Source organism: Streptomyces polyasparticus (genome assembly GCF_014493765.1).
GTDB classification, from domain to species: domain Bacteria; phylum Actinomycetota; class Actinomycetes; order Streptomycetales; family Streptomycetaceae; genus Streptomyces; species Streptomyces polyasparticus.
Genome location: NZ_JACTVJ010000025.1, coordinates 1 through 22,109, shown reverse-complemented (window position 1 = coordinate 22,109; position 22,109 = coordinate 1). Strand labels below are relative to the sequence as shown.

Annotated in this window: 15 protein-coding genes, 1 tRNA gene and 1 rRNA gene; 3 read left to right on the top strand and 14 right to left on the bottom strand. The window is 69.4% G+C overall.

Annotation, left to right across the window (positions count from 1 at the left end; all coding sequences use genetic code 11):
• Positions 1-45: 45 nt before the first annotated feature.
• The 9 genes from H9Y04_RS37730 to H9Y04_RS37690 all read right to left on the bottom strand — a co-directional run bounded on the left by H9Y04_RS37730 (position 46) and on the right by H9Y04_RS37690 (position 14,428).
• Positions 46-516, bottom strand: a complete 471-nt coding sequence (locus tag H9Y04_RS37730) for a Dps family protein (RefSeq protein WP_187818724.1) — start codon at positions 514-516, stop codon at positions 46-48.
• Positions 517-703: 187 nt separating this feature from the next.
• On the bottom strand, positions 704-1,090 hold the full coding sequence (locus tag H9Y04_RS37725; RefSeq protein WP_187818723.1) for a helix-turn-helix domain-containing protein: 387 nt from the start codon (positions 1,088-1,090) through the stop codon (positions 704-706).
• A 109-nt stretch (positions 1,091-1,199) separates the two neighbouring features.
• Positions 1,200-1,772 (bottom strand): CinA family protein, encoded by a 573-nt coding sequence (locus H9Y04_RS37720; RefSeq protein WP_187818722.1) that lies wholly within the window; start codon positions 1,770-1,772, stop codon positions 1,200-1,202.
• Positions 1,769-2,437 carry a CDP-diacylglycerol--glycerol-3-phosphate 3-phosphatidyltransferase gene (pgsA, locus tag H9Y04_RS37715; RefSeq protein ID WP_187818721.1) on the bottom strand — a complete coding sequence of 223 codons (669 nt, stop codon included), beginning with the start codon at positions 2,435-2,437 and terminating at the stop codon, positions 1,769-1,771. The genes H9Y04_RS37720 and pgsA overlap by 4 nt, the downstream gene beginning before the upstream one ends.
• Positions 2,434-3,891: a 30S ribosomal protein S12 methylthiotransferase RimO gene (gene rimO, locus H9Y04_RS37710; RefSeq protein ID WP_187818720.1), complete on the bottom strand. Its 1,458-nt coding sequence runs from the start codon at positions 3,889-3,891 to the stop codon at positions 2,434-2,436. Before rimO ends, pgsA begins: the two co-directional genes overlap by 4 nt.
• A 127-nt stretch (positions 3,892-4,018) precedes the next feature.
• The gene (locus tag H9Y04_RS37705; protein ID WP_187818719.1) at positions 4,019-4,864 is read right to left on the bottom strand and encodes a helix-turn-helix domain-containing protein; all 846 of its coding nucleotides are present in this window, start codon (positions 4,862-4,864) and stop codon (positions 4,019-4,021) included.
• 206 nt (positions 4,865-5,070) lie between these two features.
• A complete protein-coding gene (locus tag H9Y04_RS37700) occupies positions 5,071-7,815 on the bottom strand; it encodes a DNA translocase FtsK (protein WP_187818718.1) in 2,745 nt (914 codons plus the stop codon).
• Between the two features lie 140 nt (positions 7,816-7,955).
• On the bottom strand, positions 7,956-8,639 hold the full coding sequence (locus H9Y04_RS37695) for a response regulator (protein WP_187818717.1): 684 nt from the start codon (positions 8,637-8,639) through the stop codon (positions 7,956-7,958).
• Between the two features lie 290 nt (positions 8,640-8,929).
• Positions 8,930-14,428 carry a HAMP domain-containing protein gene (locus tag H9Y04_RS37690; RefSeq protein ID WP_187818716.1) on the bottom strand — a complete coding sequence of 1,833 codons (5,499 nt, stop codon included), beginning with the start codon at positions 14,426-14,428 and terminating at the stop codon, positions 8,930-8,932.
• Between the two features lie 309 nt (positions 14,429-14,737).
• On the opposite strand from H9Y04_RS37690, the gene H9Y04_RS37685 reads away from it, so the two are divergent.
• The gene (locus H9Y04_RS37685; protein WP_187818715.1) at positions 14,738-17,422 is read left to right on the top strand and encodes a SpoIIE family protein phosphatase; all 2,685 of its coding nucleotides are present in this window, start codon (positions 14,738-14,740) and stop codon (positions 17,420-17,422) included.
• A 102-nt stretch (positions 17,423-17,524) separates the two neighbouring features.
• On the opposite strand, the gene H9Y04_RS37680 is transcribed toward H9Y04_RS37685, so the two are convergent.
• A tRNA-Thr gene (locus H9Y04_RS37680) sits at positions 17,525-17,597 on the bottom strand.
• 117 nt (positions 17,598-17,714) lie between these two features.
• Here H9Y04_RS37680 and H9Y04_RS37675 point away from each other — a divergent pair.
• Positions 17,715-18,629, top strand: coding sequence for a CE1 family esterase (locus H9Y04_RS37675; protein WP_187818714.1), 915 nt, complete (start codon positions 17,715-17,717; stop codon positions 18,627-18,629).
• Positions 18,630-18,649: 20 nt separating this feature from the next.
• Here the strand turns inward: H9Y04_RS37675 and H9Y04_RS37670 are convergent, their stop codons facing one another.
• Both H9Y04_RS37670 and H9Y04_RS37665 read right to left on the bottom strand, forming a co-directional pair.
• The gene (locus H9Y04_RS37670) at positions 18,650-19,270 is read right to left on the bottom strand and encodes an NAD(P)-dependent oxidoreductase (protein WP_187818713.1); all 621 of its coding nucleotides are present in this window, start codon (positions 19,268-19,270) and stop codon (positions 18,650-18,652) included.
• Between the two features lie 52 nt (positions 19,271-19,322).
• Positions 19,323-20,261: an EamA family transporter gene (locus tag H9Y04_RS37665; protein ID WP_268980543.1), complete on the bottom strand. Its 939-nt coding sequence runs from the start codon at positions 20,259-20,261 to the stop codon at positions 19,323-19,325.
• Positions 20,262-20,358: 97 nt separating this feature from the next.
• Here H9Y04_RS37665 and H9Y04_RS37660 point away from each other — a divergent pair, with 97 nt between their 5' ends.
• Positions 20,359-21,222 carry a LysR family transcriptional regulator gene (locus H9Y04_RS37660; protein ID WP_187818712.1) on the top strand — a complete coding sequence of 288 codons (864 nt, stop codon included), beginning with the start codon at positions 20,359-20,361 and terminating at the stop codon, positions 21,220-21,222.
• A gap of 7 nt (positions 21,223-21,229) precedes the next feature.
• Here the strand turns inward: H9Y04_RS37660 and H9Y04_RS37655 are convergent, their stop codons facing one another.
• Together H9Y04_RS37655 and rrf are read right to left on the bottom strand one after the other, a co-directional pair.
• Complete coding sequence (locus H9Y04_RS37655; protein WP_187818711.1) at positions 21,230-21,931, bottom strand: DegT/DnrJ/EryC1/StrS family aminotransferase; 702 nt, start codon at positions 21,929-21,931, stop codon at positions 21,230-21,232.
• Between the two features lie 104 nt (positions 21,932-22,035).
• Positions 22,036-22,109, bottom strand: a 5S ribosomal RNA gene (gene rrf, locus H9Y04_RS48705); the annotation flags it as partial.

The window sequence follows — 22,109 nt, the reverse complement described above, 5'->3', positions numbered from 1 at the left end:
GAAGGGGACCACCCGCCGGGCGGTCCCCTTCGCACCTGACCGGCCTCAGCCGTTCTCGGCCTGGAACATCCAGTGGTGCTTCTCGAGGTCGGCGGTGATCCCGATGAAGATGTCCTGGCTCACGGGGTCCGCGTCACCGGTCGCGTCCACCCGCTCGCGCATCCGCGTGATCACCGCACCGAGCGCGTCCACCAGCGCCCGTACGGCATCCACGTCCTTGACCCAGCCCTCGTGCACCGCACCGATGCCACTGGTCTTCGCCACGGTCGCGGCCCGCCCGTCCGGCGAGACGCCGAGGGTCGAGGCACGCTCGGCCACCGTGTCGGAGTGCAGCCGCGCGGTGTCCACGACCTCGTCGAGCTGCAGATGAACGGAGCGGAACCGGGGCCCGACGACGTTCCAGTGGATCTGCTTGGCCACGAGCGAGAGATCCACCAGATCCACGAGCGCGCCCTGGAGCGCCTCGGACACGACCTTGAGATCCGCATCGGACAACGGGCTCTTCACGACGTACATGCGCTTCCTCGCCACCTTTCGGAACGGAAATCCGGCTCTCTCCACCTTGGCACGCCATCACAAAGGGGGGCATTTCGAAGGTCCCGTACCCTCGGGACCAAAGTCCTGGCGCGCGCCCGGAAACGCCTGATCCCCGGCCGGAGTACCCGGCCGGGGATCAGGGAAAAGCCGAAAAACCGAAAGGCGATCAGGCCGCCACCACGTCGACGGCCTCGGCGGGCGCCTTGATGGTGACCCGTTCCGGCGGCACACCGGTCACGGAGACGGAATTGAGCATGGGACGCACTCCGGCGGGCACCGGTTCGCGCGCGGTCTCACCCGCGGCGGCCGATGCGGCCAGCTCGGCGAGCGACAGCTCGTCACTGACCTCACGCATGAGCTCGGACATCCGTACGTCCAACGCGTCGCAAATCGCGGACAGCAGCTCGGAGGATGCCTCCTTCTGCCCCCGCTCCACCTCGGAGAGATAGCCGAGCGAGACTCGGGCGGACGAGGAGACTTCGCGCAGAGTACGGCCCTGGCGCTGGCGCTGCCGACGCAGCACGTCACCCAGCAGGCGACGGAGCAGAATCATCGGTGGCTCCCTCCTCGGACCGCGTAGCCGCATCCTTCACGCCCCACCGTACCGCCTCGCGGGGCGGCCGTGCGGGGAGCGATGTCGTGTTCACTCAGGGCTGCAAACATCAATTCCCCCCGTTCTGTTCCGTATCCTGTGCGCTCGCATTCCCGGTCAGTTGGCTCACGAGCAGTCCAAGCACGCTCCGTACACTCTCCATACGAATTTCCGTACGGTCGCCGTTCAACCTCAGAGCAGCGACTTTCCCATGTTCCGGACGAGGCCGCCCGGTGGGTTCGTCCGGTTCCGTGACCTCTTCGGCCGGTCCGGCGACAGCCACGTAGACCGTCCCGACGGGCTGCCCGTCCTGTGGGTCGGGCCCGGCGACACCGGTGGTCGCGATGCCCCAGTCCGCACCGAGCAGTCGGCGCACACCGACGGCCATCTGCCGTGCGACCTCGGGATCGACCGCGCCGCGACCGGCAAGAAGCGCACCGTCCACGCCGAGCACCGAGTGCTTGATCTCGGTGGCATACGCGGTGACGGAGCCGCGCAGCACCTTGGAGGCGCCCGGCACGGCCGTGAGCTCTGCGGCGACCATACCTCCGGTGAGGGACTCGGCGACGGCCAGCGTTTCACCCCGTGAGACAAGGAGCCGCTGCACCTCCGCCGCCACCACCTCGGCGGCCCCGGCGGTCACGACCGCTCCAGCGCCTCGGCCCGCTCCTGCGCGAGCCCCTGGCGCCGCAGCACAACGGCCTGGCGCACATAGTCCAGGCCGGTACCCACAGTGAGCACCACGGCTATGGCCATCACCCAGAACCGCAGCGTGGCCAGCGGACCGGTGAGCGCCAGGACGTACATCCCGACGGCGATGCCCTGCGCAAGCGTCTTGAGCTTGCCGCCACGGCTCGCCGGGATCACTCCGTACCGGATGACGATGAAACGAAGGAGCGTGATGCCGAGTTCCCGGCCGAGGATCACGCCGGTCACCCACCACGGCAGATCACCGAGGTACGAGAGGCAGATCAGCGCGGCGCCCATGATCGCCTTGTCGGCGATCGGGTCGGCGATCTTACCGAAGTCGGTGACGAGGTTGTACGTACGGGCGAGATGTCCGTCGAACAGGTCCGTGATCATGGCGATGGCGAAGGCAGCCCAGGCGAGCGAGCGCCAGGCCGGGTCGTACCCGCCGTTGGCCAGCATGAGCAGCACGAATCCCGGCACGAGGAGCAGCCGGATCATGGTGAGGATGTTGGCGATGTTCCAGAGGCTGGCCTGATTGACGGCCGCAGCACCCAGCTTGCCGCCGGGCACCGGCTTGCCACCGGTCCCGCCCGCCGCCGATGCCGGGACTCCCGTCATCTGCCCGCCTCCTCAAGACACTCCACGACCAGGTCGACGCCCTCGGTGCCGACGACCTTTGCCTCGACCATACGACCGACAGTCAAGCCCTGACTCGACGTGAACACCACCTGTCCGTCGGTCTCGGGTGCCTGGTGGGCGCCGCGGCCGACGGCCCCGTCCTCGTCGTCCACGGACTCGACGAGCACCCGCAGGGTCTCCCCCACGCGCTCGTCGGCCCGCTGGTGGGTCAGCTCCTCGGCCAGCTGCGAGATCCGCGCGAGCCGCTGGGCGACCACGTCCTCGTCCAGCTTGTTGTCGTACGTGGCCGCCTCGGTGCCGTCCTCGTCGGAGTAGCCGAAGACACCGATCGCGTCGAGCCGCGCCCCCGTGAGGAAGCGCTCCAGCTCGTCCACGTCCGCCTCGGTCTCACCGGGGAAGCCGACGATGAAGTTGGACCGCACACCGGCCGTGGGGGCCTTGGCGCGGATCGTGTCGAGCAGCTCGAGGAAGCGGTCGGTGTCGCCGAAGCGGCGCATGGCGCGCAGCACGTTCGGCGCGGAGTGCTGGAAGGAGAGGTCGAAGTACGGGGCGACGTTCTCCGTCGAGGTCAGCACGTCGATCAGGCCCGGGCGCATCTCGGCCGGCTGCAGATAGCTGACGCGCACCCGCTCGATCCCGTCGACCGCCGCGAGCTCGGGAAGGAGGGTCTCCAGGAGACGGATGTCGCCGAGGTCCTTGCCGTACGAGGTGTTGTTCTCGGAGACCAGCATGATCTCCTTGACGCCCTGCTCGGCCAGCCAGCGGGTCTCGCCGAGCACGTCCGAGGGACGGCGCGAGATGAACGAGCCGCGGAAGGACGGGATGGCGCAGAACGAGCAGCGCCGGTCGCAGCCGGAGGCCAGCTTCACGGAGGCGACGGGCGAGGTGCCCATACGGCGGCGCAGGGGCGCACGGGGACCGGACTCCGGAGCCAGACCCTCCGGGAGGTCCTCGGGGGCCTGGGCGTGCCCGGGCAGCGCCGTGCCCGCGGCGGCGGCCTGGCGCTCGGCGGGCGTGATCGGAAGGAGCTTTCGGCGGTCGCGCGGCGCGTGCGCCTCGATGTTGCCGCCGCTGAGGATGGTGTTCAGACGGCTGGAGATGTCGGTGTAGTCGTCGAAGCCGAGCACTCCGTCGGCTTCGGGCAGCGCCTCGGCGAGCTCCTTGCCGTACCGCTCGGCCATGCAGCCCACGGCCACGACGGCCTGGGTCCTGCCATGGTCCTTGAGGTCATTGGCCTCGAGCAGGGCGTCGACGGAATCCTTCTTGGCGGCATCGACGAATCCGCAGGTGTTGACGACGGCGACATCCGCGTCCGAGGCGTCCTCGACGAGCTCCCAGCCGTCCGCCTCCAAGCGGCCTGCGAGCTCCTCCGAGTCCACCTCGTTACGGGCGCAGCCAAGAGTGACAAGGGCGACGGTACGGCGTTCGGGCATAACGTCCAGAGTATCTGGTTCACCTGCCCGCCCTCGCCGCCAGGCCTCCCGGCCGCCTGCGGGGGCCCGGCCCGGAAAACGCGACGCCCCGCCGGGCACCAACCCGGCGGGGCGTACGAAGCGCAGGTCAGCCGACTTCGGGGTCCTCTCCCGCGTCGCCCTTGGTGTACGAGAGCCGCTCGACCTGGCCCGGCTGGAAATCGTCCTTGATCTCCTTGCCGTTGACGAAGAGCTTTATGGCGCCTGCGTTCCCGAGCACGAGATCGATGCGCTCGTCGTCCATGAAGGTCTTGGTCTGGCCCTTGTCGAGGAACCCGTCGAACATCGTCACGCCGTTGTGATCCTTGACGGAGATCCAGCTCTTGCCCTGGTCCGCGCTGATCAGGACGGTGACCTTGTCCTTCGGGGCACCGGCGATCGCGCTGTCCGCCGGGTCCGGCTTGGGGTCGGCCGGCTTCTGCGGCGCCGGCTTGTCGGCGGGCTTGCTGGTCGAGGGCGCCACGGAGCCCTCGGCCACGGAGTTCTTGCCGCTCTTGTCGGAGTCGCTGAACATCGTGAACCCGACGAAGCCGACCACCGCGACGATCGCGGCGACCATGGCGGCGGTCCAGTTGGGCCGGCGCGGCTCGGGGCGGATGCGTTCGGCCTCGAACAGCGGGGCCGCGGGCGTCGGGCTCGGCCGGCCGCCGCGCTCCTCGGTGAACTGGGCGAGCAGCGGCGCGGGGTCGATGCCGACGGCGTGCGCGATGGTGCGGATATGCCCACGTGCATAGACGTCGCCACCGCAGCGCGAGAAGTCGTCCTGTTCGATCGCATGCACGATCGGTACCCGGACGCGGGTCGCCGCGCTGACCTCGTCGACCGTGAGGCGCGCGTCGATGCGGGCGAGCTGCAGGGCTCGGCCGATCGAGGGACGGTCCTCGTCCTCCGGGAAGGAAGGACGGTCGTCTTCAGGGGAGTTGCCGATGGACACGGGGGCGCCTTTCGAGCGTGTAGCCACCTGCTGGACGTTCAGTCTAGGGGGGGTACGAAAGGGTGAGGCAACCGGGCGGGAGCACTTTGTACGCCATCAGGCTGGCCGGACATTGGCCATGACCGGACATCCTGATGGTGGGACAGGTCGCCTTCCCTCCATCCAACTTGACGTGGTCCGAAGAGAAACGGTTGCCTGCCGTCCCCTTATGGGTGAGCCTCCCCGCGGATCCCTGCCAGCACTCCATCCAATTCATCCGGCTTGACCAGAACGTCCCTGGCTTTCGAGCCTTCGCTGGGTCCGACGATGTTCCGCGACTCCATCAGGTCCATCAGGCGCCCCGCCTTCGCGAACCCGACCCGGAGCTTGCGCTGGAGCATCGAGGTCGACCCGAACTGGGTCGAGACGACCAGCTCGGCGGCCTGGCACAGCAGGTCCAGGTCGTCGCCGATCTCCTCGTCGATCTCCTTCTTCTGCTTCGTGCCGACCGTGACGTCCTCCCGGAACACGGGCGCCATCTGGTCCTTGCAGTGCTGCACGACGGCGGCGATCTCGGCCTCGGTGACGAACGCGCCCTGCATACGGGTCGGCTTGTTCGCGCCCATCGGCAGGAAGAGCCCGTCGCCCTTGCCGATCAGCTTCTCGGCGCCCGGCTGGTCGAGGATGACCCGGCTGTCGGCGAGCGAGGAGGTGGCGAAGGCGAGCCGTGAGGGCACGTTCGCCTTGATCAGACCGGTCACGACGTCCACGGACGGACGCTGCGTCGCGAGCACCAGGTGGATACCGGCGGCGCGCGCGAGCTGGGTGATGCGCACGATCGAGTCCTCGACGTCGCGCGGCGCGACCATCATCAGGTCCGCGAGCTCGTCGACGATCACCAGTAGATACGGGTACGGCTGGAGCTCGCGCTCGCTGCCGAGCGGCGGAGTGACCTTGCCGTTGCGTACGGCCTCGTTGAAGTCGTCGATATGCCGGAACCCGTACGCCGCGAGGTCGTCGTAACGCAGATCCATCTCGCGCACGACCCACTGCAGGGCCTCGGCGGCCCGCTTCGGGTTCGTGATGATCGGCGTGATCAGGTGCGGGATGCCCTCGTACGCGGTCAGCTCCACGCGCTTGGGGTCCACGAGGACGAGGCGTACGTCCTCCGGGGTGGCGCGCACCATGATCGAGGTGATCAGGCAGTTGATGCAGGAGGACTTGCCGGAGCCGGTGGCGCCGGCGACCAGGATGTGCGGCATCTTGGCGATGTTCGCCATGACGTAGCCGCCCTCGACGTCCTTGCCGAGCGCGACCAGCATCGGGTGGTCGTCCTCGGCCGCGTCCGCGAGCCGGAGCACGTCGCCGACGTTGACCATCTCGCGGTCGGTGTTCGGGATCTCGATGCCGACCGCGGACTTGCCGGGGATCGGGCTGATGATCCGGACGTCCGGCGAGGCGACCGCGTACGCGATGTTCTTCGCCAGGGCCGTGATCTTCTCGACCTTCACTGCGGGGCCGAGCTCGACCTCGTAGCGCGTGACCGTCGGACCGCGGGTGAAGCCGGTGACGTCGGCATCGACCTTGAACTCGGCGAACACATTGCTCAGCGAGGCCACCACGGCGTCGTTCGCGGCGCTGCGCGACTTGCCGGGCCCGCCGCGCTCCAGGAGATCGAGCGAGGGCAGCGCGTACGTGATGTCGCCGGAGAGCTGGAGCTGCTCGGCGCGCGGCGGCAGATCGCGGGGCGCTTCGGGCGCGGACTTGGTGAGGTCGGGTACGGAGCTCTCGGCGCGCGGCGCCTCGGGAGCCGGTGCCGGAGCAGGTGCGGCTTCCCGGATACGGGCGCTCGGCACCGGCGTCGGCGTCGGCTCGGGCCGCTCCACTGTGACGCCCTGGGTGAGGTCGGCGACGATCGGCGAGGGCGGCATCCCGTGCATCACCGCGCCGTCGAGCGCGGCGGCGGCCGCCGCGGCCACGTCGATCGCGTCGAGCGAAGGCTCCATCTCGGGGCGCGCGCTCGTGCGGCGCGGCCGGCGCCGCTTGGTGAGCGCCTCCTCCTCGGCCTTCTCCGGGTCGTACGGGTCCGGGGCGGCCTGCTGCCTGCGGCGGCCGCGCGGGGACGCGGGCAGCGCCTCGCGCCACTGCTCGTCGTAGCGCGCGTCGTCCTCGGCCCCGTCCATGAACTCCACGGCGGCCGGGTCGGGCTGGATGATGCCGAGCTTCTGGCCCAGCAGCCTGAGCCGCTGCGGAATGGCGTTCACCGGGGTCGCCGTGACGACGAGGAGGCCGAAGACGGTGAGCAGGACGAGCAGCGGTACGGCGAGCACCTCGCCCATCGTGAAGATCAGGGGACGGGACGCGGCCCAGCCGATCAGCCCGCCGGCGTCCCTTATGGCCTCGGTCCCCTCACCGCGTCCGGGCGCCCCGCACGCGATGTGCACCTGGCCGAGCACGCCGATGACCAGGGCCGAAAGCCCGATGACGATACGGCCGTTGGCCTCCTGCTGCTCGGGGTGGCGGATGAACCGTACGGCCATCCCGCCGAGCAGCAGTGGTACGAGCAGGTCGAGACGGCCGAACGCGCCCGTGACCAGGAGCTCGACCAGATCGCCCACCGGGCCGCGGAGTTGGGACCAGGTGCCGGCCGCCACGATCAGGGCGAGCCCGAGCAGCAGCAGCGCGAGGCCGTCCTTGCGGTGTGCGGGGTCGAGGCCCTTGGCGCCACGCCCTATGCCGCGGAAGGTCGCCCCCACCGCGTGTGCGAGACCGAGCCAGACGGCGCGGGCGAGCTTGTAGACGCCACCGGTGGGATTCGGGGCGGGCTTCGGCGCCGGCTTGGCCGCGGCCTTCTTGGCGGGCGCCTTCTTGGCCGGCGCCTTGGCTGCCGTGGCCTTTTTCGCCGGAGCCTTCTTGGGCGCCGCCGCCTTCTTGGCAGGGGGCTTCTTGGCTGCGGAGGGACGTGAGGCCATGGGGGTGAGGTTACCGGTGCGGACCACTGCGGACACGTGTGCCTACTGCTTCACCCGTTCGTGTCGGCGTACCGAGGCACGAAACTGACGCGGGATCACCTCTGCAGGTGGGGTGCCGCCGGTGACGTACGAAACGAGCGTCAGTTCTGCGTGGGCACCGAGGCGGCACCGGGTCCGGCGCCGGGCTCCAGAGCGTCAAGTGCCCGGCGCAGGCCGGTCAGTTTGCGCTCCAGGTGGGCCGCCGTGGCCACCGCGGCGGCGTCCGCGGACTCGTCGTCGAGCTGCTTGGACAGCGCCTCGGCCTGCTCCTCGACGGCCGCGAGCCGAGCCGAGAGCTCGGCGAGCAGCCCTGCGGGCTCGCCCTTGTCGCCGACCGGCGTCTTGCCGCCGCCTTCGAGCTGGAGCCGCAGCAGAGCGGCCTGCTCCCGCAGTTGGCAGTTCTTCATGTACAGCTCGACGAACACCGAGACCTTGGCGCGCAGCACCCACGGGTCGAAGGGCTTCGAGATGTAGTCCACCGCGCCCGCCGCGTAACCACGGAAGGTGTGGTGCGGACCGTGGTTGATCGCGGTGAGGAAGATGATCGGGATGTCCCGGGTCCGTTCCCGGCGCTTGATGTGCGCAGCGGTTTCGAAACCGTCCATTCCAGGCATCTGGACGTCCAGCAGAATGACCGCGAAATCGTCCGTGAGCAGTGCTTTGAGCGCTTCCTCCCCGGACGATGCCCGCACCAGGGTCTGATCGAGCGCAGAGAGGATGGCCTCGAGCGCCAGCAGATTCTCCGGCCGGTCATCGACCAGGAGGATCTTGGCCTTCTGCACCATGGCCCGTCCTCCTCGCCCCGGCAGTCCACCGGTCGCCGCCCCAGGGGACGACTCCGTCCTGCCGCCCGTCCTTGTGCCGGTCATGGTAGCCGCACCCCGCCTGTCGCCACACCCTGTCACCGCGATGTCACTGTGCACGTAGCAGAAACGCAAGCGGAGACCAGAAGGTTCCCCGAATCCCGCACTTCTACACGGCAACGGACACGTTCCGTCAGCACGTCCACGGGCGCGACCGGTCACAAATCCGGCCGCGCACGGACAAGCTACACACGCTCCCGCACAGTCCCCGCTCAGCGCTCGTTCATCCAGCTCTCCATGACCGAAAGCAGATGGTCGGGATCGACGGGCTTCGTGACGTAGTCGGAAGCTCCCGATTCGATGGCCTTCTCACGGTCGCCCTTCATCGCCTTCGCGGTGAGCGCGATGATCGGCAGACCCGCGAACTGCGGCATCCGACGGATCGCCGTCGTCGTCGCATAGCCGTCCATCTCGGGCATCATGATGTCCATCAGAACGAGCGTCACATCGTCGTGCTGCTCCAGCACTTCGATGCCCTCGCGGCCGTTCTCCGCGTACAGGACCGACAGGCCGTGCTGTTCGAGCACGCTCGTCAGCGCGAAGACGTTGCGGATGTCGTCGTCGACGATCAGCACCTTCTCGCCGCCGAAGTGGTAGCTCGGCCGCTGCTGCGGCGCCGCCTGTTCCGCGCCGTCCCACTGGTCCTGGCCGCTCTGGCCCGCGGTCTGGCCGGGCAGCGCGGCCCGTGGCTCGGCGGCCTGCACGGAGCGCCTGCGGCGCCGGAACAGGGTGCCCGACTGGGCCACCGGCTCCGGTGCGGAGATCTCCGCCTTGCCGTTGTCGCTCGTGGCGAACGGCTCGTCGACCGGCGCGGGCGGCAGCGCCTGCAGGCCCGTGTGGCTCTCCGGCTCGATGGCGGTGGAGAGTTGCGCGTACTCCGGCGGCGGCAGCTCGTTGGGGTGCAGCGGCAGATACAGCGTGAACGTGGAGCCGCGGCCCGGTTCGCTCGCCGCGTGGATCTCGCCGCCGAGCAGCCGCGCGATGAGCCGGCTGATCGACAACCCGAGGCCCGTACCGCCGTACTTGCGGCTCGTGGTGCCGTCGGCCTGCTTGAACGCCTCGAAGATGACCCGCATCTTGCTGCCCGGGATACCGATGCCGGTGTCCGTGACCGAGAACGCGATGATGTCCGAGTCCGGGCTGCGCAGCGTGCCCATCTCCAGGAGCTGGGTGCGGATCTCGTGCGGCACGTCCGTGCCCGCGGGCCTGATGACCAGCTCGACGGCGCCGGAGTCGGTGAACTTGACCGCGTTCGACAGCAGGTTGCGAAGGACCTGCAGGAGCCGCTGCTCGTCCGTGTGCAGCGTCGCGGGCAGCTCCGGAGACACTCGTACGGAGAAATCGAGGCCCTTCTCCGCGGTGAGCGGCCGGAAGGTCGCCTCCACGTAGTCCACGAGCTGGACGAGGGCGATCCGCGTCGGCGAGACGTCCATCTTGCCCGCCTCGACCTTGGACAGGTCGAGGATGTCGTTGATCAGCTGCAGCAGGTCGGAGCCCGCGCCGTGGATCGTCTCGGCGAACTCGACCTGCTTCGGGGAGAGATTGCCCTCCGCATTGTCGGCGAGCAGCTTCGCGAGGATGAGCAGCGAGTTGAGCGGGGTGCGCAGCTCGTGCGACATGTTCGCGAGGAACTCGGACTTGTAGCGCATCGAGACCGCGAGTTGTTCGGCGCGCTCCTCGAGGACCTGGCGGGCCTCTTCGATCTCGGTGTTCTTGACCTCGATGTCGCGGTTCTGCTGGGCGAGCAGCTCGGCCTTCTCCTCCAGCTCCGCGTTGGAGAGCTGCAGCGCCTTCTGCCGGTTCTCCAACTCCTCGGAGCGGTCACGGAGTTGCTCGGTGAGCTCCTGCGACTGCTTCAGCAGGACTTCCGTCTTCGTATTGACGGAGATCGTGTTGACGCTGGTCGCGATCATCTCGGCGATCTGGCTGAGGAAGTCCCGCTGGATCTGCGTGAACGGCTGGAACGAGGCCAACTCGATCACACCGAGCACCTGGCCCTCGAAGAGCACCGGCAGCACGATCACCTGCGCGGGCGGCGCGTCCCCGAGACCGGATGCGATCTTGAGATAGCCGGAGGGCGCGTTCTCGACGAGGATCGTGCGCCGCTCCTGCGCGGCCGTGCCGATGAGCGTCTCACCCGGCTTGAAGGACGTGGGCATGGAGCCCATCGAGTAGCCGTAACTGCCCATCATGCGCAGCTCGTACGCCTCGTCGTCGGACGCTCCGGACTCCTTGGCGTCGTCCGTGGGCATCGCCAGGAAGAACGCGCCGTGCTGCGCGGAGACCACCGGGGTCAGCTCGCTCATGATCAGGCCGGCCACGTCCGCGAGGTCGCGGCGGCCCTGCATCAGGCCGGAGATACGGGCCAGGTTGCCCTTGAGCCAGTCCTGTTCCTTGTTGGCGATGGTGGTGTCGCGCAGGTTGGCGATCATCGTGTTGATGTTGTCCTGCAGGACCTGGATCTCGCCCGCCGCGTCCACGTCGATCTTCAGGTTGAGGTCGCCGCGGGTCACCGCCGTGGCGACCGCGGCGATCGCGCGCACCTGCCGGGTCAGGTTCCCGGCCATCTCGTTCACCGATTCGGTGAGGTCGCGCCAGGTGCCGTCGACGTCGCGCACGCGCGCCTGACCGCCCAGCTGGCCTTCCGTACCCACCTCGCGGGCGACTCGGGTGACCTCCTCGGAGAAGGAGGAGAGCCGGTCGACCATGGTGTTGATGGTGGTCTTGAGCTCCAGGATCTCGCCGCGCGCGTCGATGTCGATCTTCTTGGTGAGATCGCCCTTGGCGATGGCGGTCGTGACCATCGCGATGTTGCGCACCTGGCCGGTCAGGTTGGCGGCCATCTGGTTCACGGACTCGGTGAGGTCCTTCCACGTACCGGCGACGCCGGGTACGCGGGCCTGGCCGCCGAGGATGCCGTCCGTGCCCACCTCGCGGGCCACCTTGGTGACCTGGTCGGCGAACGAACTCAGCGTGCGCACCATGGTGTTGAAGGTGTCGGCGAGCTGCGCGACCTCGCCGCGCGCCTCGATCGTGACCGTACGGGTCAGGTCGCCGTTGGCGACCGCCATCGCGACCTGGGAGATGTTGCGCACCTGGCTGGTCAGGTTGGAGGCCATCAGGTTCACGTTGTCGCTGAGGTCCTTCCAGATGCCGGTGACTCCCGGCACCCGGGCCTGACCGCCCAGCTGGCCCTCCGTGCCCACCTCGCGGGCCACGCGCGTGACCTGCTCGGCGAAGTTGGAGAGCTGGTCGACCATCGTGTTGACGGTCGTGACGAGTTCGAGGATCTCGCCCTTCGCGTCGACGGTGATCTTCTTCGACAGGTCGCCCATGGCCACCGCGGTGGTGACCTCGGCGATGTTGCGCACCTGGCTGGTCAGGTTGTTGGCCATGAAGTTCACGGACTGCGTGAGGTCCTTCCACGTACCCGCGACGCCCTGCACCTCGGCCTGTCCGCCGAGGATGCCCTCGGTGCCCACCTCGCGGGCCACCCGGGTCACCTGGTCGGCGAAGCTGGAGAGCTGGTCCACCATCGTGTTGAGGGTGTTCTTCAGCTCCAGGATCTCGCCGCGCGCGTCGACCTCGATCTTCTGCGACAGGTCACCGCGGGCCACCGCGGTCGCGACCTGCGCGATGTTGCGCACCTGGGCCGTGAGGTTGCCGGCCATGCCGTTCACGGAGTCGGTCAGATCGCGCCACACGCCGGCGACGCCGGGCACCTGCGCCTGGCCGCCGAGCCGGCCTTCCGTGCCCACCTCGCGGGCCACGCGGGTCACCTGGTCGGCGAAGGCGGAGAGCTGGTCGACCATCGTGTTGATGGTGTTCTTCAGCTCCAGGATCTCGCCGCGCGCATCGACCTCGATCTTCTGGCTCAGGTCACCGCGCGCCACCGCCGTGGTGACCTGAGCGATCTGCCGCACCTGTGAAGTCAGGTTGCCGGCCATGAAGTTGACGGAGTCCGTGAGGTCCTTCCACGTACCCGATACGCCGTCCACACGGGCCTGACCGCCGAGGCGGCCCTCCGTGCCCACGTCCCTGGCCATCCGGGTCACCTGGTCGGCGAAGCTGGAGAGCTGGTCCACCATCGTGTTCACGGTGTTCTTCAGCTGGAGCATCTCGCCGGACACGTCGACCGTGACCTTCTGCGAGAGGTCGCCGTTCGCCACCGCCGTGGTGACCTGGGCGATGTTGCGCACCTGGCCGGTGAGGTTGCGGAAGGCGGTGTTCACCGAGTCGGTGAGGTCCTTCCACGTACCCGCGGCGCCGGGCACCTCGGCCTGGCCGCCGAGCTCACCCTCGACGCCGATCTCCCGCGCCACACGCGTCACTTCGGAGCCGAAGGCCGAGAGCTGGTCGACCATCGTGTTCACGGTGTTCTTGAGTTCCAGCATCTCGCCGGCCACGTCGACCGTGACCTTCTGCGAGAGATCACCGCTGGCCACCGCCGTCGTGACGGTCGCGATGTCACGTACCTGGGTGGTGAGGTTGCGGAAGACCGTATTGACGGAGTCGGTGAGGTCCTTCCACGTGCCCGCGGCGCCCGGCACGAGCGCCTGCCCGCCGAGTTGCCCGTCGAAGCCGACCTCGCGCGCCACGCGCGTGACCTCGTCCGCGAACGTACGGAGGGTCTCGGTCATCTGGTTGATGGTCTCGGCGAGTTGGGCCACCTCGCCGCGCGCGCTCACCGTCACCTTGCGGGACAGATCACCGTTGGCGACGGCCGTGGTGACCTCGGCGATCCCGCGCACCTGCGCGGTGAGGTTGCCGGCCATCAGGTTCACCGAGTCGGTGAGGTCCTTCCACACGCCGGCGACGCCGGGCACCTGCGCCTGACCGCCCAGCTCGCCCTCCGTACCCACCTCGCGGGCCACACGCGTGACCTCGGAGGAGAACGAGGAGAGCTGGTCGACCATGGTGTTCACGGTGTTCTTCAGCTCGAGCATCTCGCCCGCGACATGCACCGTCACCTTGCGCGACAGATCGCCCTTGGCGACCGCGGTCGTGACGAGAGCAATGTCACGCACCTGCGCGGTGAGCCGGTACGCCATGGTGTTGACCGAATCCGTGAGATCCTTCCACGAACCGGACATTCCACGCACCCGGGCCTGACCGCCCAGCTTGCCCTCCGTACCGACCTCGCTGGCCACGCGCGTGACCTCGTCGGTGAACCGGGAGAGCTGGTCGACCAGGTTGTTGACCGTGCGGCCGACCTTCAGGAACTCACCGCGCAGCGGATGCGCCGAGCCGTCCGAGCCGGGCGCGCGCAGCTCCATGCGCTGCTCCAGATCGCCCTCCGCGACCGCCGAGAGCACCCGGCCGACCTCGGACACCGGCCGTACGAGATCGTCGACGAGGGCGTTGGACGCGTCGATCGCCGCGGCCCACGACCCCTCGTACGCGCCGGTCTCCAGGCGCTCCGTGAGTTTCCCCTCACGTCCGACCATCCGCCGCACCCGCGAGAGCTCGCCGGTCAGATGCAGATTGCGGTCGGCGACATCGTTGTAGAGCGCCGCGATCTCCGCCATCACCCCGTCATTGGTGACGGTGAGCCGCTTGCGGAAGTTGCCGTCCCGCATCGCGACGAGCGCGGCGACCAGCTTGTTCAGCGCCGCGGCGTCGACTTCTACGGTCCCGTTGCCGCGGCCGCCACGGGACTGAGCGCCTTTCGCGCGCGTGGACTTGCCTCGCGCAGCTGTACCGGACTCCACCGTGTCCCTCCCGAGGGGATCGACCACATGCTCGGTTGCTCGATGCTCATTGCCGTTGCCCGGGCTGTCTCATAGAGCTTGCCCAGTGTTTCACCCTGCCCGAACCAGGCCATAACACTTCGGCAGCTTCGTACACCGCCGAAGACACCCTTGGCAGCACCTCCGGGCGGAAACACGGCAACCGGCATCCGCATGAACCGCGAAGGTAAGTAATCTGGCATCCGGCTGTCCAACCACCCCGGTCCGCCCGGCCTGGGCGGTGGTACGGGAACTTACGGGCTGACGCGCTTGTGGAGGGGCGGCCGCACGATGGGCAGTGGAAACGTGTACGTCGACGGATCCGACACCGAAACGCGCACAAGGAGTGCTGTGATCACCGCGCGAGCGGCCGCCACATTCGAACCCGTAGGGCGCTCGGTCGCCGGCGCCCGTGCGTTCGTCCGCGACACGCTCCAGGGCTGGGGATACACCGACATCATCGATGACGCGGTGGTCCTGACCAGCGAACTCGTCACCAATGCGGTGGTGCACGCCGGCACCAAGGCCGACGTGCTGTGCCTGCGCAGTGAAGATGCTGTACGGATCGAGGTCGCCGACCGCTATCCGGAGCGAGAGATCCCGCTTCAGCAGTCTTTGCGCACTCTTGGAAGTCCGGACCGCGAGGGCGGCCGCGGCCTCCAGCTCTGCGCGGCGCTCGCCAGCCGCTGGGGTGTCGAGTACACACCGACGCAGAAGCAGGTCTGGTTCCGGCTCGACCTGCCCGAGCGCCCCGTCGGCGCCCGCACCGCGGGTCCGCTGCTCCCCGTCGACCTGCTGCCGGTCGCCGACCCGCGTGTCCATGTCGCGGTCGTCCAGATCGACCGTGACGGCGCGATCACCGCATGGAGCGATTCCGCGGAGAGCCTGTTCGGGTACGAAAGCGAAAAGGTGCTCGGCCGCCAGCTCACCGACTTCGCGGCCTGGCCGCACACCCCCGGCACCGGCACCGGCATCGTCGAGGCGCTCCAACTCTCGCGCTGGGAAGGCAGTTACGGCATCCGCGGCGCCGACGGCCGCGTGATCCCCGTATACGCATCCCATCTGCGCGTACGGGATCCGGAAGGCGATCCCTCGACGGTCTGCCTGCTCGTACGGGACACCGAACGGGCCGTGCTGCAGAGCCCGCACCGCGGCCCTGCGCCCGACGCCGCGACGCTCCCCGCCTCGGGTACCTCGGCCGACCCCTTCGAGACCTTCATCGGCTCCCCTGCGCCCGACGACCTCGACGGCCTGCTGCAGCGCACGGTCGAGCGCGCCCGCGACATGCTCGACGGCGACGCGGCCTTCCTGCTGCTCGCCACCGACGACGAGACCGAGCTGGAGGTACGCGCCTCCACCGGCCTGCCCTCCGCCCGCCAGCGCTTCGCCCGCGTCCAGGTCGAGGCCGGCACCGGGCGCTACGGCTCCGCCCGTATGCCCGCCGTCCACGAGGACCTCACCGTGGCGCCGGGCGCGGCCCCGCTGCTCGACGGCACCGGCATGCGTTCGGTCGTCACCGTCCCACTGAAGGTCGAGGGCCGGCTCACCGGTTCGCTCGGTGTCGCGGCCGAGGCACCCGGGCGGTACTCCAACGAGGAGGCCCTGCGCCTCCAGTTCGCCGCCGACCGCATCGCGCTCAACGTCGAATCGGCCCGCCTCAGCGAACTGGAACGACTGCGCCGGGGCTCGCTCAGCTTCCTTGTCGAGGCCTCCGACCTGCTCGCCGGCACCCTGGACCGGGACCAGACCCTGGCGCTCATGGCGCAGATGACGGTCCCGACCCTCGCCACCTGGTGCGCGGTCTACACGATCGCCGACCAGTCATCCGAGCCGTATCTCTCCTACGTCCTGCACGAGGACGAGGACCGTATCGACGGCCTCAAGGCCCTGCTGCAGCGCATCGATCCGCCGGACCCGGTACCGACCCCGGGCGCCCGCGTCTGGAACGCGCCGTCGGAAGCCGCCCACCGCGCCGCCCTGCGCACCTCGATGCGCAGCCTCGGCCTGGGCGAGCCCACGCGCCTTGCGGCCGGCATCGGCACCACCCTCGCGACGGCCTCGGCGGTCGGCGGCGAAACGGTCGTGCTCCCCCTCGTCGCCCGCAACCGCGTCATCGGCATGCTCACGCTCGGCAAGCCCTCCGAGGAGCACTTCCGCCAGGAGATCCTCGAACTCGCCGAGGACCTCTCCCGCCGCGCCGCCCTCGCGCTCGACAACGCGCGCCTGTACTCGGAGCGCATGGCCATCAGCCAGTCCCTCCAGCGCAGCCTCCTCCCGCCCGGCCTCCCCCAGATCCCGGGCGTCGAGGTCGAGGTGATCTACCGCGCGGCCGGCGAGGGCAACGAGGTCGGCGGCGACTTCTACGACCTCTTCCCGATCCGCGACGGCGCGTACGGCTTCGCGATCGGCGATGTCTGCGGCACGGGTCCGGAGGCCGCCGCGGTCACCGGCCTCGCCCGGCACGCTCTCAGACTCCTCGCCCGCGAGGGCTTCGGCGGCCCCGCGGTCCTGGAGCGCCTCAATGCGGCGATCCTGGACGAGGGTGCCCGCAGCCGCTTCCTCACGCTCCTCTACGGGGAGTTGTGGCCCCAGGAGGACGGCTCGGCCGTCCTCAAGCTGGTCTGCGCCGGCCATCCGCTGCCGCTGCGTCTGCGCCAGGACGGCACGGTCGAGCCCTTCGCCGAGCCGCAGCCGCTGCTCGGTGTGATGGAGGACCTGGAGCTGTACGAGCAGACCATGACGCTCGAGCCCGGCGATGTGCTCCTGTGCGTGACGGACGGCGTCACCGAGCGCCGCGAGGGCACCCGCATGCTCGGCGACGACGGCCTGATGGACGTCCTGACCACCTGCACCGGTCTGACCGCCGGCGCCGTGGCCTCGCGGGTGATGCGCGCCGTGGAGCGCTTCGCGACGGACGCGCCCTCCGACGACATGGCGATCCTGGCGATGCGGGTGCCGGAGCCGCACAAGGACTGACCCCGCGCCGCACAGGGCCTGACCGGGGCCGCACAACGGCTGACCGGGGCCCGGAAACGGAAGAACCCCGCCCGGTGACCGGGCGGGGTTCTTGCTTTCCTGAGCCCCCATGCGGAATCGAACCGCAGACCTTCTCCTTACCATGGAGACGCTCTACCGACTGAGCTATAGGGGCCTGTTGACCTGCACGGTTTCCCGCTCGGCAACGACACAGATCATACCCCGAATCCCGGCCCGTACAGAACCACCGCTTCCTCTGGACCGCCTTCCGCCGCGCTGCCACCATGCGCGCATGCCGCCTAAGGGTTTACGCCGCATCCTCGCCGCCGTCCTCCTGGCCCTGGCCCTCGCGCTGGCCGGCTGTTCGTCCGGTTCGGGCGAAGGCAAGGGCGAGAAGCCGAAGAAACCGTCCAAGTCGGCTTCCCCGCAAGCCAGTCCGGGCCCCGGCGACCAGACCGTCACGCTCGACTGGAAGGGCACGAAGCGCACGTACGCGGTCCATGCCCCGCCCTCCTACGCGCCGGGCCGGAAGCTGCCGCTGGTGATCGTCATGCACCCCTACCCCAGCACCGGCACCCATGTCGCCAAGCTGAGCGACTTCTCCGCGAAGGCCGACAAGGAGAACTTCCTGGCCGTCTACCCGGAGGGGGTCAACGGCGGCATGAACGCCCTGGTCTGCTGCGGCAGCGAGGACGACGTCGGCTTCCTCCGTACGATCACCAAGAGCCTGGTCGACACCTGGGGCGCGGACCCGCAGCGGATCTACGCGACGGGGATCTCCAACGGCGGCGACATGTCCTTCAAGCTGGCCGTCGAACTCTCCGACACCTTCGCCGCCATCGCCCCGGTCAGCGGCGGCTACAGCGGCCGCATCACCGACCCCGACACGTATGTGCCGAAATCCCCGGTCTCGGTGATCACCTTCATCGGCGGCGACGACAAGTGGTACCCGGTGTTCAACGCCGGCCTGACCATCTGGCAGGAGCGCCTGAAGTGCAAGGAGGGCCCGCCCACAAAGCTGAAGCAGAAGATCACCCGCACCGCGGCACGCTGCGCGGACGGCTCCGAGCTCGTGGCGTACCGGCTGCCGGACATGGGCCACAGCTGGCCGCAGGGCAAGTCCGACATGGCCGAGCGGGAAGCGGCGGTGAACGCCACGGATCTGATCTGGGACTTCTTCAAGTCGCACCCGAAAAAGGCGACTTAGCGATCCCAGGCGCCCTGCTCTCAGTACGCCACGGTCAGATGCCGGACCCCGGAGGGCGTCTCGATCTCGTCGAGCACCGCGACAGCGAGGTCCTCGACGCTGATGAGCGAGCGCCCGTCCGGGTCCACGAGCAGGGTGTCGCCGCCACGCCGGTACGTTCCCGTGCGCTCGCCGGGAGCGAGCAGCGCCGGCGGGCTCAGGTAGGTCGACGTGTCGCCGAAGTGACTTTCACAGACGGCCAGTTGCTCACAGCTGGCCACCGCGATGGCCCGCCACTGCCGGGGGACGTACACCGGGTCGTCGACGACCAGACCACCCGCCGGGCTGCGCAGCGGCCCGGCACCGCCCACGACCAGCACCGGCATACCCGCGGCCGCATCGAGCAGCTTGGCCGTGAGCGGCGCGAGCGAACCCTCGTCCCCCGGAGCCGGCCGGATGGCGAGCACCGCGGCGTCGGCCGCCGCGAGCACCGCCTTCAACCCTTCCGGCTGTGCCACGTCGGCGGCCACCCGACGCGCACCCGCGGGCAGGTCCTGCGGCGCACTGCGCGATACGGCGGTCACGTCATGCCCCCGTCGTAGGGCTTCGGCGGTGACGCGGCTGCCGACCATCCCGGTGGCACCGATGACTGCGAGCTTCATTGCGGGACTCCTTCTTCGACTGCGAGCTGTACGGGACGACCTCGGGCGGCCTTCAGGAGCGAGCCCACCGAGGGTTGAGCTGACCGGCGACCAGCGCACCGAGCGCGAGCGTCAGTCCGGCGACCTGCCAGGCGGTGAAGGACTCACCGAGCGCGAGCACCCCGATCACGGCGGCGACCAGCGGCGACAGGAGAATGAGCAGAGCGGTCGCCGTCACCGGCAGCCGCCCGATCCCGCGCAGCCAGAGGGTGTGCGCGATGAAGCCGCCCACGGTGCCGAGCCACAGGTACCCGAGGACCGCAGGACCGTCGATCTGCGGCGGCGCCCCCTCGAAGACCAGGGTCAGCGGTACGAGGAAGAGCCCGCCCGCCGTGAGCTGCCACCCGGTCATCGCCATCGGCCCGACCCCTGCCGGCGCCTTCCAGTGCTTGGTCAGGACGACCCCGAGCGCCATGGACGCCGTACCGAGCAACCCGGCGGCAACCCCGGCAAGGCCGAGACCGGCGCCAGGACCGAGCACGACAAGCCCCACACCGACCGCTCCCGTGACCGCCCACGCGATCCGCCACAGCGAAGGCCGCTCCCGCAGCACCCCGACCGCGAGACCGGCCACGATCAACGGCTGTACGGCCCCGAGCGTGGCCGCGACCCCACCGGGCAGCAGCTCGGCGGTGAGGAAGAGCAGCGGATAGAACGCGCCGATGTTCAGCACACCGAGCACCGCCGCCTTCCACCACCAGGCGCCGTGCGGCAGCACCCGGGTCAGCGCGATCATCAGCAGCCCACCCGGCAGCGACCGCAACAGGGCCGCGAACAGCGGGTGATCGGCCGGCAGGAACTCCGTCGTCACCGCATAGGTGGTCCCCCACGCCATGGGCGCGAGAGCGGTGGCCAGGATCAGGGCGAACGTGCCGCCGACAGCAAGGGAACGCGCCTTGGGCGCCACCGTCTGCACCGGCCGCACGGGCTGCGGGGTCATCACTGAGGTCATGTGAAGAGTCTCGGCCCGCCCCTATCGATCGGTCCAACACATGGTTGTCATCGAACCAATCGCGTTGCACGATAGATCGCATGGAGCTGAACGCCTGATGGAGCTGAGACAACTCCGGTACGCCCTCGCCGTCGCGGAGACCCGCAACTTCACCCGCGCCGCGCGCCAGCGCTACGTCGCCCAGTCCGCTTTGAGCCACCAGATCGGCTCCCTGGAGCGCGAGTTGGGCGTCCAGCTCTTCGCCCGCACCAGCCGCCGCGTCGAACTCACCCCGGCCGGCGAGGCCTTTCTCGTACGGGCGAAACAGTGCGTCGAAGCCGCGGAGCTCGCCGCCGCCGAAGCGGCCGCCGCCGTGGGCGAGGTCAGGGGCAGCCTCAGGATCGGCATCATCCCCACCGTCGCGGCCGTCGACATCCCGACCGTCCTGCAGCGCTACCGCGAGCGCTACCCACAAGTGAAGGTGAGCCTGCACGTGGGATCGAGCGACGCGATGAGCGCCCAGGTGGCGGCCGGCGAACTCGACATCGCCTTCCTCGGCCTGCCCGCCTCCCGCGAACCCCAGGGCGTCGAGACCCGCGAACTGGCCCGCGAAAAGCTCGTCGCCGTGGTGGCCCTCGACCACGCACTGGCGGACCAGAGCAAGGTCACACTCCGCCGGCTCGCCGAGTCCCCCTTCGCCGACTTCCCCGTCGGCTCCCAGGGCCGCTCACAGAGCGATCTGGCCTTCGAGGCGGCCGAGTTGGAACGCGAGGTCGCCTACGAGCTGATGTCGGCGGAGCTGATGCTGCGCATCGTCAGCCGCGGCCTCGCGGTGGCCCTGCTCCCCTCCCCCATCGCCCACGAGTACCCCGAGGTCCGCGTCCTGTCGGTAATCGACGGCCCGCGCCGCGTGGAGTACGTGGCCTGGAGCAAGTTCAACCCGACACCCGCGACCCGGGCCTTCCTCGACACGATCGACTGAGGGATCTTCAAAAGGCCGGTACGAGCAGCCCGCCGAGCGCATTGCACGAGGACACGATCCGCTGCAGCTCCCGACGGCCGAGCTCCGCGCCAATCTGCAGCGCGAGCGTCTCGTCGGCGGCCCGCTCGGTCCGGGGCAGCTCCACGTCCCGCCGGTACTCGGGCAACCGGTGCACCGGCGTCTTCACGGGCACGGAACAGCGAACTCCCCTGGCCCGTACGGCGCGTGCGAAGGCGTCGCGATCCGGCCGCCCGTTCCCCGGCACCCGCACCACGTACTGCCGATACGTGTGCCCCGCGCTGTGCACCGGAGCATCCACGCCCCTGAGCCGGGCGGACAGATAAGCCGCTTGAGCCCGCCGCCGCCCTACTGCCACCGGACCGTCGCCCTCGGCCGCACCGGAGGGGTCGGCCGTGTCGACCTCCTGAAGCACCAACAGCCCTTTCCCCGTGCCGACTTCGTGCACCTGCTGCAGCCCGGCCGACTCACCGAAGCGCCGTACGGCGACGATGGCGGCGGTACGCGGCCCTATGGCAGCGGTGACAGCGGCGGCATCCAGGCAGTACGTGCCGGGATCGATATCGGCGAACACGGGCAGCCCGCCGGCGGACACCACGGCTTCGGCGATCTCGACGTTGCCGTACGCCGGCACGATCACCTCGTCGCCGAGTCCGATGCCTGCGGCCTTGAGCATTGCGACTGTCCCCATGCCGCGGATGCTGTCGTGGCAACGTGAACGGGGAGTGACACAAAACAAAAAGACGCCGGTCCCTGAACCGAAGTTCAGGGACCGGCGTCTTATTATCAAATTTAGTTCGGCGGCGTCCTACTCTCCCACAGGGTCCCCCCTGCAGTACCATCGGCGCTGTGAGGCTTAGCTTCCGGGT